General features: G+C 58.6%; 7 protein-coding genes, 2 tRNA genes and 1 pseudogene. 6 read left to right on the forward strand and 4 right to left on the reverse strand.

Going from position 1 to position 14,063, the window contains the following annotated elements; all coding sequences use genetic code 11:
* Positions 1-22: 22 nt before the first annotated feature.
* A complete protein-coding gene (locus AAHA39_RS18515) occupies positions 23-5,527 on the forward strand; it encodes a type I secretion C-terminal target domain-containing protein (RefSeq protein ID WP_342690031.1) in 5,505 nt (1,834 codons plus the stop codon).
* 69 nt (positions 5,528-5,596) lie between these two features.
* Here the strand turns inward: AAHA39_RS18515 and AAHA39_RS18520 are convergent, their stop codons facing one another.
* The gene (locus AAHA39_RS18520; protein ID WP_033114575.1) at positions 5,597-6,091 is read right to left on the reverse strand and encodes a hypothetical protein; all 495 of its coding nucleotides are present in this window, start codon (positions 6,089-6,091) and stop codon (positions 5,597-5,599) included.
* Between the two features lie 176 nt (positions 6,092-6,267).
* On the opposite strand from AAHA39_RS18520, the gene AAHA39_RS18525 reads away from it, so the two are divergent.
* Positions 6,268-8,232 carry a sensor domain-containing protein gene (locus AAHA39_RS18525; protein WP_320656314.1) on the forward strand — a complete coding sequence of 655 codons (1,965 nt, stop codon included), beginning with the start codon at positions 6,268-6,270 and terminating at the stop codon, positions 8,230-8,232.
* 63 nt (positions 8,233-8,295) lie between these two features.
* On the opposite strand, the gene rraB is transcribed toward AAHA39_RS18525, so the two are convergent.
* Positions 8,296-8,631: a ribonuclease E inhibitor RraB gene (gene rraB / locus AAHA39_RS18530; protein ID WP_033114697.1), complete on the reverse strand. Its 336-nt coding sequence runs from the start codon at positions 8,629-8,631 to the stop codon at positions 8,296-8,298.
* A 264-nt stretch (positions 8,632-8,895) separates the two neighbouring features.
* Between rraB and AAHA39_RS18535 the strand changes: the two genes are divergently transcribed.
* The 4 genes and pseudogenes from AAHA39_RS18535 (at position 8,896) to AAHA39_RS18550 (ending at position 11,834) form a co-directional block, all read left to right on the forward strand.
* Positions 8,896-8,971 (forward strand) — tRNA-Phe (locus AAHA39_RS18535).
* Between the two features lie 4 nt (positions 8,972-8,975).
* A tRNA-Asn gene (locus tag AAHA39_RS18540) sits at positions 8,976-9,051 on the forward strand.
* 438 nt (positions 9,052-9,489) lie between these two features.
* Positions 9,490-10,764: an alpha/beta hydrolase gene (locus AAHA39_RS18545; RefSeq protein WP_320656313.1), complete on the forward strand. Its 1,275-nt coding sequence runs from the start codon at positions 9,490-9,492 to the stop codon at positions 10,762-10,764.
* A 334-nt stretch (positions 10,765-11,098) separates the two neighbouring features.
* Positions 11,099-11,834, forward strand: a pseudogene (locus tag AAHA39_RS18550) (carbonic anhydrase).
* Positions 11,835-11,925: 91 nt separating this feature from the next.
* On the opposite strand, the gene AAHA39_RS18555 reads toward AAHA39_RS18550, so the two are convergent.
* Together AAHA39_RS18555 and AAHA39_RS18560 are read right to left on the reverse strand one after the other, a co-directional pair.
* The gene (locus AAHA39_RS18555; protein ID WP_320656312.1) at positions 11,926-12,834 is read right to left on the reverse strand and encodes a pseudouridine-5'-phosphate glycosidase; all 909 of its coding nucleotides are present in this window, start codon (positions 12,832-12,834) and stop codon (positions 11,926-11,928) included.
* The gene (locus AAHA39_RS18560) at positions 12,828-13,919 is read right to left on the reverse strand and encodes a PfkB family carbohydrate kinase (protein WP_201968368.1); all 1,092 of its coding nucleotides are present in this window, start codon (positions 13,917-13,919) and stop codon (positions 12,828-12,830) included. Before AAHA39_RS18560 ends, AAHA39_RS18555 begins: the two co-directional genes overlap by 7 nt.
* Between the last annotated feature and the right edge of the window lie 144 nt (positions 13,920-14,063).

The following is a 14,063-nucleotide window of genomic DNA, read 5'->3' on the forward strand; positions in this document are numbered from 1 at the left end:
GATTGCTGAGGACACCGCCAAGGTGGACAACGTGGCGGCCCCGGCGCCGACCGTTACCATCGTGGATGACAGCAACAACGACCAGCTGCTGACCAAGGCCGAGATTGGCAATGATCAGATCCAGGTTCGGGCAGAGGTCAATCATGCTGACTTGGTTGCGGGTGGCAAGGTGACGCTGACCATCAACAATGGTGGGGTGAACAGCACTGTCCAGTTGACGCTCAAGGCCGATGGTGCCCTGCTGGCAAGTAATGGCAAGAGCTACGGCTATCAGAACGGCACCATCAGCTGGACGGAGACTACCCCAGCCAACGGCAAGTCGTTGACAGTGACGGCAACCCAGACCGACAAGGCGGGCAACGTCTCACTGCCGGGCAGCGACAACGCGCAGATCCTGAATGAAGCGCCGGAGACTGTGAATAAACAGGCAAACGGTCAGGAAGATGCAGTCAGCATCGCCATCCCGACCCTCAGTGGCAGCGATATTGATGGCAACGTGGTGAGTTTCACCATCAAGAGCCTGCCTGCCAACGGCATCCTCTATCTGAACGGGGTTGCGGTGACAGTGGATCAGAGCATTGCGGTGGCGGATGCCGGCAAGCTCACCTTCACTCCGAATGCGAACTGGAACGGCAACACCAGCTTCAACTATGCAGCGGTAGACAACGACGGCGCCGTGGATGCGAGTCCCGCAACCGTGACCATCAAGGTGGATGCGGTCAACGATCTGCCGACGCTGACCATCTCCAACGGGGTTGTCGTCTCTGAAGAGGGGTTGGCAAACGGCATTGCCGACATAGTCGGCAACCCGGATACCACCAATGCCATCAAGGCGTCCGGCACCCTCTCGGTAGGCGACATCGACAGCAGCACACTCAACATTTCCCTGAATGGACCGGCTGGGCTGACGTCCGGTGGGGCCAAGGTCCAGTGGAGCTGGGATGCGGGCAGCAAGACGCTGGTCGGCTACACAGGGGTGATTGGCGGCGCCGATTACAAGGCTGTGGTCGAGGTCAAGCTGACGGCACCCAATGCCAGTGGAAAGGGAGAGTGGACCTATGACGTGACCCTCAAAGGTCCCCTCGACCACGCGGATGCGACCTCGGAAGACAAGTTGTCGTTCCAGCTGGATGTGGAGGTCTCCGATGGCAGTGGCGTCACCAAGGACAAGCTGAATGTCAGCGTCGAGGATGATGCACCGATCGCGGGCGATGCCGCGGCCGTCTCCGTCATCAAGACCAACATCCCGGATACCCTGACCGGCCTGTTTGATCTGACCAAGTACAGTGGCAGCAACCAGACAACCCTGAACGTGAGCGGTTTCAGCATCACGGCGCTGGGCTTTACCTCATCGACTAACTCGACCCTGATCACTGCCAATGTCAACGGTTCCAGCGCTGGTCTGGGGGTTTCCAGCGTCGGTTCACCGAACCACAACCTCGCCAACGAGGTGGACTTCCGTCACTTTGCAGACGGTACTTCGGCTTCCGAGCAGCTGATCGTCAAGCTGGATGCGGGCAAGGTGGCCTATGGCGCCAACATCAAGTTCAGCCAGATGTTTGGTGGCGAGAAGGAGAGTGGTGTCGTGGAGTTTTATCGCGGAGGAGTACTGATCACCACACTGACATTTAGCTCGGATGCGGCAGGTGGAGAGTACAACCAGAACTTCCAAGTGCAGCAGGGTGGCTTCGATACCATGGTCATCAAAGCCACCAACAATGGTAACGGCCTCTACGCCGACAACAGCGACTTCACCATGAAGAGCATCGAGTTCCTCGGTGCCACCACTGCACCGGCCATCGCCTACGGTTCCGGCACGGTCACCCCGCAGTGGGGGGCTGATGGCAAGGGGCATATAGAGCTTTTGGGATCCAATGAAGTGGGCTTGATGACAGCTACTGGTAAAGAGATCTCAATTTCCAGCAAAGCAGGTCTACCCAATACCCTGTATGGCGAAGCCAGTGATGGCACTTTGGTATTCCGTCTGGAATTTACCCCAGCCACCGGCAAGTGGGAGTTCTTCCAGTATCAGAATATGTCCAAGCCGTTAGGGGATGGCGATATCGACTTCCAGGTTAAGGTGTTTGATGCGGATGGTGACTCTAGTGTTGGTTCTTTTGCTACCAAACCGTTGTTTACCCCTGGCGTGCAGTCTGTCTCCACTGAGAGCGTGGTGGAAGGAGGTAACCTACAACACATTGTTACTCTGTCTGACCCGACTCATGAAGCAACCCAATATGATTTCTCCATTGCTGGTAGCGGTTCCAATATGGCATCCCGCCCAGACTGGGGAACTCTGCAATTTAGTAACGGGGTTGTCTACAACAGCACTACAGGCAAGATCACTGTGCCGGCCGGTGTGTCCAGCTTTACTGTGACAATACCAACAGTAGATGATCGTCTAGTCGAAGCGAATGAGACCCTTAAGGTAACAGTGGGTAATCAGAATGGCACCGGTACCATCATCGACAACGATCATGCGCCGGTGACCACGGGTGGCTACAGTACCGGCAAGGAAGATACGCCGCAGGTGCTGAAGTGGGCCCAGTTTGGTGCCAGCGATGACCAGGCTACGAGCGATCTCAGTGTGAAGATCGGCACTCTGCCTCTCAGTGGCAAGCTCGAGTACCTCAATGCCGCAGGCCAGTGGGTTGCCGTGTCGAGTGGTGCCCTCATCTCTTATGCCGATGTAAGTGCTGGTCATCTGCGCTTCGTGCCCGGGGTGAACGAGTCGAGCTCCAGTGTCAGCAATGGCGGCGGTGTCGTCACCGGCAACATGAAGGGGGATTACGCCAGCTTCGATTACCAGATCAGCGACGGTGCCAACCTCAGCAACAGTGGCAAGCTGGTGATCGACGTGACTGCAGTGGCCGATACGCCCACGGTCAATGTCACCCTAACGGGGAATGGCATACCGTCTTACAACCTGAGCTTCCCGAGTGCGAGTGTCACTACGGATCAGTTCCTGTCAGGCAATTTCAACAAGACGGCTTTTGGCATCACTAATTCGCTGACGGACAGCAGCAGTGGTCAGGAACAAGTGCTTGGCAACAGCGGCAATGATTATATTGTCAGTACCCATGGTGGTGGAGACCTGCTCTATGGACAGGGGGGCAATGATGTTCTGGTCGGTGGCAACGCGACCCAGGGGGATTCCCTTTATGGTGGTGACGGCAACGATGTGCTGGTGTCGGGCCTCGGCAGCGACGGCCTCTATGGTGGTGCCGGTACTGATATCGCGGTGCTGACTGGCAACCGTGCCGACTACGCCATCAAGAAGGGCAGCGGATACTCGGTCAATGATCGCTGGTTCGACTTCTCCGTCACGGAGAAGGGGGCCGGCATCATCAAGGCGCTGCACGACGTGGAGTATGTCCAGTTTGCAGACGGTATCTACCAGCTTAACCAGAGCACCGGTGAGCTGACTCTGGTACAGCCGGTGGTGGTCGATTACCCGCTGGAGGTGAGTGCATCCCTGACCGACCGGGATGGCAGCGAAGTGCTCGATAGCCTGGTACTGAGGGGGATGCCGAAGGGTGCTGAACTCTACAGCGGCAGTCAGTTGCTGGGCACTGTCGGGGTTGATGGCAAGCTCACTCTCACCGCTAGCAGCGGTCTGTGGAGTGTGAACGCGCTGGATGTGAAGCTGACCGGGCTGACTCTGCGAGTGCCGGGCAGCAGCGCTGGTCAGGTCGATCTCCAGGTTGAAGCCACTGCCAAGGAGGCTGTAACAGATAACACCAGTACTGCATCGGATCAGGATTCTATCCGCCTGAGCTACTTCAACGCCACTGAAGGGGAGCCGGGCGATCAGAACCGCACCTATGGCAGCGAGCACAATATCGTGGTCGGGGATCTGGATGGCAGCGTGGTACTGCCGGGCCAGAACTACAACATCGCCTTCATGGTCGACAGCTCGGGCAGTATCGGTACTAGCGCCATGAACACCATCAAGAGCCAGCTGGCACAGATCTTTGCCAGCCTCAAGGCTAGTGCGGGTAGTGAAGGGGCCGGGACAGTCAATATCATGCTGGTTGACTTTGATGCTCTGTCGAATGCCAGTATCAGCGTGAACCTTAAGGACAGTAATGCCTTGAGTCAGCTGCAGTCTGTCATTGATTCCATGAGTAGCGGTGGTGGCACCAACTATGAGGATGTGTTCAAAACGGTAGCTAACTGGTTTAGCAGTACGACAGTTCAGAGTAACGCCAATGCTAAGAACCTGACCTATTTCATTACTGATGGCCAGCCTACCTACTATATGGATAATGAGGGTGATAACCCCATGATCCGTTACCGTAGTGGTACTGGTAATGACGTTTACCTGAGCAATGTCATCGGCACTAACTATGTCTATGGTCAAACGTACGCGGTAAATGGCCGGACAGTTGTTAACGGCAATGGCGTGGTTTATGACTACAGCGGGAACCAGCTTGGTTATATGAGACCGGATGGTTCCGGGCGTTACGTTTATGCCACTCTGGCAGGAACGGGCAACTCCACCAGTAGTACCACTATCGCCAACTCGGTTGTCGGCTTTGGCTTGCTGACGGGCATGGGGGTCACGGTGGAAGCGATCGGACTGGGGGCCAACATCTCCTACAACGATCTGAAGTCCTACGACTCTGACGGCGTCATCATGACCGGTGTCAACGCCAGCGATTTGGCCAGCGCCATCTTGGGCACTTCGGTGAACAACCTGCCGGGCAGCGACCGGATCGACGGCGGCGCCGGTGACGACATCCTGTTTGGGGATGCCATCCACTTCGCAGGCATAAATGGTGAAGGCTACGCGGCCATCAAGCAGTATGTGGCCGGCAAACTGAGCACAAGCTCAGTGACCGATGCCCAGGTCCATGACTACATCACGGACCACGCCAGCGAGTTTGATCAGTCCTCCAACAATGACAAGGCGGACGTGCTGAACGGTGGGGATGGCAACGATATCCTGTTTGGTCAGGGGGGCGATGACATCCTGTTCGGCGGTGCTGGCAACGACACCCTGTTCGGTGGTGCTGGCAACGACACTCTCTATGGCGAGAGCGGCAACGACACCCTGTACGGTGGCAGTGGCAACGACATCCTGTACGGCGGTAGCGGTGACGATACCCTGAGCGGTGGTCTGGGCAATGACATCCTGGTCGGCGGGCTAGGCAATGACATCCTCAAGGGGGATGGCGGTGCCGATACCTTCACCTGGCTGCAGGGCGATACCACTGCGGGCAGCGTTGCCAAGGATTACGTGGTCGACTTCTCCAAAGCGGAAGGCGACAAGCTGGATCTGCGCGATCTGCTGGATCACGACGGTTCTCACAACCAGAACGATCTGAAGAGCCTGCTCTCGGTGTTCCAGGATAACGAAGGGGTGCACTTGCAGGTCAAGGAGAGCAGCACGGCCTCTGTGACCCAGGAGATCGTGTTGATGAACCACACCTTCGACAGTCTGACGGGCGGTTCGGCAACAACGTCCAATCAGGTGATCGATTACATGTTGAATAATCACATGCTCGATATTGACAAGCCGTAAGCACTAACAGCTACGCAACAAAAAGCGGCAGAGAAATCTGCCGCTTTTTTATTTTGAAGCGAAGAAAAATCAGTTGCCGAGGGTGGCGAACAGGCTTTGCTCCAGGGTGCCGCGGGAGACACAGACCGGCTTGATGGAGGGGGCCGGTACGCGCTCGCCTGAGGACTCAACGAAGAACAGCTCGGTGTTGCCCTTGACGTTGACGGTCGCCACGCTGCTGTTACCGCTCTGGGTGATGATCAGGTTGATCTGCAGGTTGGGGTTACCCAGCGCGACTTTGGAGCCCATGGTGCCGCAATCCAGCCACTCCAGACCGTCGGCAGAGTGCTCGACGTTGGCGGTCATCAGGCCGGAACCGCGCTGGCTGTTTTCGATGTTGAGGCCGTGATCGGTGAACCACTTCTCGGCACGGGCCCATACCAGGTCAACCGGGATCGCCATCTCCTGGGTATTGTTGGTCGCCTTGGCAATCGGCGGGTTGTAGCGGTACTCTTCACCACCATTGTTGTCACCGGCACAACCGACCAGCAGCAGCGCCAGAGCTCCTCCCATAATCTTTTTCATCTTCTTTCTCTCGTCCATTTCATCCGGCCATTGGCCAACCGGCGCCTATTATCTCCGGAGCGACAATCTCTGTCAGCAAGCATCCTGCATCGAGCGTGTTATTGTGCCAGTTAGGTCGCTTTACAAAACCGGTTTGCTATCATAGATTTGCTCGAAATTCCTCCATAAGCGCCCCTGTGAACAACATGCTCACCCCGGATCTGCTGCAGCAGATCATCGACCATCTGCCAATGAGTATCTTCTGTCGGGATAAGCATGGGCGCTACCTCTTTGCCAACCGCATGTTTGCCTGCGAGGCAGGCTATCCCTCGCCTGCCGAGGTGGTCGGCAAGACGAATGCGCAGATGCCGTGGGGAGACATCTTTGGCGAGGAGGACAGACAACTGCTGGCGAAGGGGGAGCCGCTGCTTTACCAGCAGCTCCACTGCAACAGCGGCGGCAACACCAGCTGGATGGAGATCCACAAGGTGCCGCTCTATGACCAGCAGGGCGAGCCTTATGCCGTGTTTGGCGTGGTCAACGAGATTGCACAACGGAAAAACCTCGAGCAGACGGTCAAGAACCAGCAGGTATTGCAGCGGTTTTTGCTGGATGCGATCCCCGATATTATCCGCTTCGATGACCATAACGGCGTGCTGCTGGAGTGCAATCAGGCGTTTCTCGACTTTATCGGGCAGCGAGCCGAGGAGGTGCTGGGCCACCAGATCCCCTATCGCCTCTCTGCGCCGCAAGGGATGGATCAGGGGGAGTGCTGCCTGCTCGATGCCAGTGGCAAGGGGCGGCATATGGAGATCACCCGGGTGGAGGTGTCCGATGGTGATGGCCACTCCCTCGGTGTGCTGACGCTGGGTCGCGATATCACGGGGTTGCGTACCACCCAGGCCCAGCTGCAGCAGGAGCAGCACTACGACAGCCTGACCGGCTTGCTCAAGCTCTCCCGCTTTCTGCAGACCAGCCGTCATCTCGGTGGCCGCAACGCCACACTTGTGCTGGTTGACCTGCACCATTTTCGCGAGATCAACGATCGCTTCGGGATCCGGATTGCCGATCGCCTGCTCAGTCAGGTAGCCAAGCGGCTGCAGCAGTTGGCGCCGCCGCGCTCGCTGCTGTGCCGGGTGGCGGCTGATGACTTCAGCCTGCTGCTGCCCGAGCTCGGCGAGCCGTTGCAAGGGTGGAGCCAGCAGTTGCAGCAGCAGCTGATGGAGCACTATCAGGTGGAAGAGCACCGCATCCAGATCCCGGTTTTCCTCGGGCTGGCTCAGGGCAAGGCCAATGATGCCGAACGGCTGCTCAGCCATGCGGAGGCGGCACTGGCGCAGGGCAAACGGCAGCAGCACTACACCACCCTGTTCGATCCTGAGCTCCATGCCAAGCTCAAACGGCGTCAGCTCATTGCGGCCCAGTTGCCACTGGCCATCAAGTCGGCCCAGCTGGTTGCGGTCTATCAACCCATCATCTGCAGCAGAACGCTCCGGTTGCATGGCGCCGAGCTGCTCTGCCGCTGGCCTCATCCCGAGCTGGGGATGATCTCCCCCGACGAGTTCATTCCGCTGGCAGAAGAGATGGGGGTGATCGGCCAGCTTGGGCAGCTGATGCTGGAGCAGGGCTGTGCCCAGCTGGCGCAGTGGCAGGCGGCTTGCCCGGAGATGATGCTCTCCATCAACCTCTCGCCACTGCAATTTCGTGATCCGGCCCTGTGCGAGCTGGTACAGGGTTGTATCGTCCGCCATGGGCTCAAGGCCAGTCAGCTGGAGCTGGAGATCACCGAAGGGGTCCTGATGGAGAATGCCGACCAGATAGAGACCAACCTCGACAACCTGATCGCTGCCGGCTTCCAGCTGGCCATCGATGATTTTGGCACCGGCTACTGCTCGCTGGCCTATCTGCCGCGGCTCAAGGTCGCGACCCTCAAGCTGGATCGCAGTTTTACCCAGGGGCTTGCCAGCAACACGGCAACGACCGCTATCGTGCGTTCCGTGATCGGGCTGGGCCATGAACTGGGGATCCGCATCACGGCCGAGGGGGTGGAGACGCCGGAGCAGCAGCAGTGGCTGACCGATGCCGGTTGCGATCGTCTGCAGGGCTACCTGTTCAGCCGGCCGCTGCCGCCGCAGGAGTTCGCCGCCAGCTATCTGGGCTGACTTTGTGCCAGAAATAACAAGGCCACCTCGCGGTGGCCTTGTTATTTGGCGATGGGGGCAGGATCAATCCTGGAAGTAGGTGCCCCAGCCATCGTAGTCCACCCCGTATTTTTCGAGGATGGGCAGCATCTTGGCGATATCGGCCACGATGGCTTCGACATTCAGTTTGCACTCGATGGTGGCATCGAAGCAGAAGATGGTGGCGCCGTCATCCAGTTCCATCTCTTCGGCATCGGTCACTTCGAAACCGGCCTTGAACAGGTCAACCGCTGCTTTTTCCAGACGGTCGAAATCCTGGCAGGCGAAGTGGTGTTCAATGTCGTAATCCGCGTCAGGGTTGCTGCCGTCGGCCAGCAGCTCGTTGACGATCTCTGTGGTCTCTTCACGCCACTCTTGCATATTCAGACTCATGTTGCCTCCAGGCGGTATCGTTGCGGCAAAGCATACTCGCACAGCGCATCCGGCTCAATGCGGCAAACCTGCAGAAGCGCTGATTTCCCGCTGTTTGGTGATGAATGGCACAGGAGAGTGGGGTGGCGAGCTAGGTTTTTGCCCCGAAACGGCCAATAACCACCCGTTACGTTCAGTTGTTGAGCGAACGAACTTTTTATCGTGCCAGCGTGGTTGACACCGTGCGCTGGAAAGGGTTTAATGCGCGCCGTTGCCCAGATAGCTCAGTCGGTAGAGCAGGGGATTGAAAATCCCCGTGTCGGCGGTTCGATTCCGTCTCTGGGCACCACAATTCCTCCTTAGTTCAGTCGGTAGAACGGCGGACTGTTAATCCGTATGTCACTGGTTCAAGTCCAGTAGGAGGAGCCAAATTCGAAAAGCCCGCTCAATCGAGCGGGCTTTTTCATTTTTAGTTGCCGTTGCACGCGGCTAAAAAGAGTGTCGCGCCACAGGTGGCACTGAACAGCAACATGCCGGTCTGCAACATGCTGCCGGGGCATGGTTTTTTCTCTCTTTTCCCGGCCCTGATCCACTTCGGTTTCATCACGTTCCCTTATCCATTTTGACGGCCTGAATCCCTGCACTCCTCTGCAGGTTCGCCATCTTTGTTGAATGAGTGCATGGCGTCAATCTCCCGGCCAGGAGAATAATTCAGCAAGCAATCTCCTCCCTGACAACGCGATTCAATCCACTTTTTTGCACCCTTTGAACCAGCCTCCACATTCGCAAAAAGCGGCATGACCCGGCTGGCGAGCAGGGCTAAGATGGGGCTGAGCCTATTCCGACCTCGACATGGAGAGAGTCAAGATGAGCAGCCCACTGCACTACGTACTGGACGGCATCCACTGCGAGCCGCACTTTTTTACCGTTCCACTCGATCACGACGATCCCGATGGCGAGAGCCTGACTCTCTTTGCCCGCACTTTGTGCCGCAAGGATCGGCTCGATGACAAGCTCCCCTGGCTGCTCTTTTTGCAGGGGGGCCCCGGTTTCGGGGCGCCGCGCCCAAGCGCCAACAGTGGTTGGATCAAGCGGGCGCTTGAGGAGTTTCGGGTGGTACTGCTCGATCAGCGGGGCACCGGCATGTCGAGCCCCATCCACAGTCATACACTGGCCAAAATGACCCCGGCCGAGCAGGCTCACTATCTCAGCCATTTTCGCGCCGACAACATAGTGCGGGACGCCGAGTTTATCCGGCTGGAGCTGAGCCCCAACCATCGCTGGAGCCTGCTGGGTCAGAGCTTTGGCGGCTTCTGCTGCCTGACCTACCTCTCGCTCTTCCCCGACAGCCTGCGGGAGGTCTATATCACCGGCGGCATCGCGCCGATTGGTCGCAGTGCAGAGGAGGTCTACCGCGCCACCTATCAGCGGGTGGCCGACAAGAATCGCGCCTTCTTTGCCCGCTTCCCCCATGCCCAGCCAATCGCCAACCGGCTGGCCAACCATCTGCACCAGCACGATGTGCGGCTGCCCAATGGTCAGCGCCTGACGGTGGAGCAGTTCCAGCAGCAGGGGCTGGATTTGGGTGCCACGGGGGCTTTCGAGGAGCTTTACTATCTGCTGGAAGAGGCCTTTATCGGCGACAAGCTGAGCCCGGCATTTCTCTATCAGGTGCAGAGCATGCAGCCATTCAATACCAATCCGCTGTTCGCCATCCTGCACGAGGCCATCTATGCCGAAGGAGAGGCTACTCGCTGGGCCGCCGCCCGGGTCAGAGAGGAACGTCCCGAACTGAACTGGGCACCCGGCAAGGATTTTGCCTTTACTGGCGAGATGATCTTCCCCTGGATGTTCGAGCAGTTCCGCGAGTTGCTGCCCCTGAAAGAGGCTGCCCATCTGTTGGCCAACAAGGCAGATTGGGGGCCGCTCTATGACCCGGCCCAGCTGGCCCGCAACAAGGTGCCGGTGGCCTGCGCCGTCTATGCCGAGGATATGTACGTGGAGTTTGACTACAGTCGCGAGACCCTGCGGGGTCTGGGTAGCAGCCGTGCCTGGATCACCAACGAGTATGAGCACAACGGCTTGCGGGCTGATGGTGAAGCGATTCTTGATCGTCTGATCACGTTGAATCGCGACCGTTAATTGCCGTTATCGGCAACCATCGCGGGGGCCCGGACTCCCGCGATGATGGTTATGAATGCGTGACACCCTGAACTTTGCCCCGCGCCTGCCTGACGATGAGTGGATAGCTGGCTGATTAATTCACCCCCTTTCACTGCCTCTGCCGATCCCTCACCATATACATGCCAAACGACTCTGTATTGAGTAGCGGTCAAACCGATTGACCAGCCCGTGCTCGTTACCATTAGAAAGTCGCTCTGCCACTCTGTATCCCGCATATCAGATTTGCCATCCCTGCATGCTCCGTGATCGGGAGAGGGATGGCCGTGCTTTTCAATCAAGATAAGGATGTATGATGAGAAAGTCTCTGTTGGCCTGCTCCCTGTTGCTGTGCCCTGCTGTGCCCTGCTGTGTTTGCTGCCACCCCCCATTGGGAATATAGCGGTGAGGCGGGGCCTACCCACTGGGCCAAGCTGACTCCCGAGTTTGGTCAGTGCGCGGGCAGCAATCAGTCGCCGGTTGACCTGAACGGGCTGGTTGATGCCAAGCTTGCCCCGCTAGTACTTCACTATCAGGCGGGTGGTAATACAGTGGTCAATAACGGTCACACCGTACAGGTCGGTTATGCCCCGGGCAGCACCTTGCTACTCGATGGCACCAGGTTTGAACTCAAGCAGTTCCACTTCCACGCCCCGAGTGAAAACCTCATCGAGGGCAAATCTTATCCGCTGGAAGGGCATCTGGTGCATGTCAGTGACAAGGGGGAGATCGCAGTGGTGGCGGTGATGTTTGAGGCTGGCAAGGCCAATCCGGCACTGACGGCTGCCTGGGGTGAATTACCGGCCAAGGTGGGCGAGATCCACAAACTCAAGGTGCCGCTCGCAGCGGAACAACTGCTGCCCGAGAGCCGCGACTACTACCGCTTCAGCGGTTCCCTCACCACGCCGCCCTGCTCGGAAGGGGGGCGTTGGCTGGTGATGAAGCAGCCGGTCGAGGTCAGTCAGGCCCAGAACGACGCCTTCAAGGCGGTGATGCACCACCCCAACAACCGGCCGGTGCAGCCCCTGAATGGGCGCTTGGTATTGCAATAACACAGTGCTGCAATGACACAGCGCAGCTGATAGCAAAAACAACAAGAGGGCCGCGAGGCCCTCTTTTACATGGAGATGGATCGGCGAGCGATTAGAGGCTGGCGGCGATGCGGGCACCGAGCGCCGCGTTGTTCAGTACCAGCTGGATGTTGGCCGCTAGCGAGTTGCCGCCAGTCAGCTCGCAGACGCGGGCCAGCAGGAAGGGGGTAGACGCTTTGCCCTTGATCCCCTGCTCATCGGCTTCACGCAGCGCTTGGGCAATGGCTGCGTCGATATCGGCTTTTGGCATGGCGTGTGCGCTCGGGATGGGGTTGGCCACCACGGCGCCGCCCGCCAGTCCCAGCTCCCACTTGAGGCGCAGCGCCTCGGCGATGGCTGCCGGGGTATCGAGGCGATAATCGACCTTGAAGCCGCTCTCGCGGGTGTAGAAGGCGGGCAGCTCTTCGGTCTGATAGCCGATCACCGGCACCCCTTGCGTCTCCAGATACTCCAGAGTCAGCCCGATATCGAGAATTGATTTGGCCCCCGCACAGACTACGGCCACTGGCGTTTGTGCCAACTCCTGTAGATCGGCCGAGATATCGAAGGTCTCCTGCGCACCACGATGTACCCCGCCAATGCCACCGGTGGCAAAGACCCGGATCCCTGCCATGGCAGCGATGATCATGGTGGAGGCGACCGTGGTGGCTCCCATCCCCTTGCGCGCCAGTACGAACGGAATGTCGCGGCGGCTGCACTTGGTCACGCTGTGGCCTGCCCGGCCGAGCGCTTCCAGCGCACCGGCATCCAGACCCACCTTGAGGCGGCCGTCGAGGATGGCGATGGTCGCCGGAATGGCGCCGTTGTCGCGCACCACCTGTTCAACCTGACGGGCCGTCTCCACGTTCTGCGGATAGGGCATGCCGTGGGAGATGATGGTGGATTCGAGGGCAACGACCGGTTTGCCGGCGGTCAGCGCGGCAGCAACTTCCGGTTGGATATCGAGGTAAGCGTTCAGCATGAGTACTCCTCCAGTATGCGGTCAACGGCGGTCTTGCTCAGACCGGAAAAAACGGTATCGGAACAATTGACGGTGAGGGCGGCGCAGCCCAGGGCAAAGCGGGTGGTCTGGGCAATGTCGAGCTCTTGCAGCCAGGCGTGGGCGAGGCCAGCCATAAAGGCATCCCCGCCGCCGGTGACGTTGAGTACCGGACTGCCCAGCACCGGCAGGTGGCCCTGCTGCTCGCCATCGCTGTAGAAGATCCCCTGTTCACCCAGACTGAGGAACAGTCGCTTGACCCCGGCGCGGTGGAACCAGGCGGCCACCATGGGCCAGGTTTCGGGTCCGGCGATGGTTATGCCGCACAGCTGCTCAGCCTCGCTGCGATTGGGTTTGAGGGTGTGGATCTTGCCGAGCCAGGGGCGGATCTTCTCCACCTTGGCCACCGAAACGGTATCGACAAAGATGGCGTGCTCACCTTGCCGCTCGAACAGCCAGTCGAGGGTATGGATGGCCAGATTGGTGTCGAGCACCCAGAGCCGGGCACCGCCGAGAAAGCCACCGAGTGGGGTCAGGCGGGTAGGAGTGAGCTGCTCGATAATGGCCATGTCATTGATGGCACAGCTCATTTCGCCGCTGCCATCATGCAGGCTGAGATAACAGGAGGTGGTGTGGCCATCGAGCACCAGAGTCTGGCGCACATCGACGCCGGCCCGCTGGCTCACTTCCAATAGATGGTGACCATACTGGTCGTTGCCGACAGCGGTCAGCAGTCGGGTATCGCTGCCGAGCCGTGCCAGATTCTCGGCGATATTGCGGCCAACACCACCGGCCGAGGTGCGCACCTTGCCCGGATTGGAGTCGCCGAGTAGCAGGTTGTCGTGGCTGGTGCCGCAAATATCCATATTGGCACCGCCGATCACCACCACGTAGGGGCCTTCTCGCAGTACATAACCTCTGCCTTGCACATACCCCTGCCGGATCAGGCTTGAGATGTGGCTGGCCAGCGCAGAGCGGCTGATGCCGAGGCGATCGGCCAGCTCCTGCTGGGCAATCATGGGATCCTGACGCAGCAGGGCGAGGATCTCTTGTTCACGCTCAGTCATAGACAAACATCCATTTACAAACGTTTGTCTATTATTGCTAGGAGACGTTTGCTGGCTATCGACTTGTACAAAATTTGTCGGCTTGCGCACAAAAAATCGACATCCGTGATGGGGCGACGAGTCGTTGAGCCTGGCGAGGTACTT

The organism is Aeromonas sp. SE22, from assembly GCF_038739755.1.
GTDB classification, from domain to species: Bacteria; Pseudomonadota; Gammaproteobacteria; order Enterobacterales; family Aeromonadaceae; genus Aeromonas; species Aeromonas jandaei.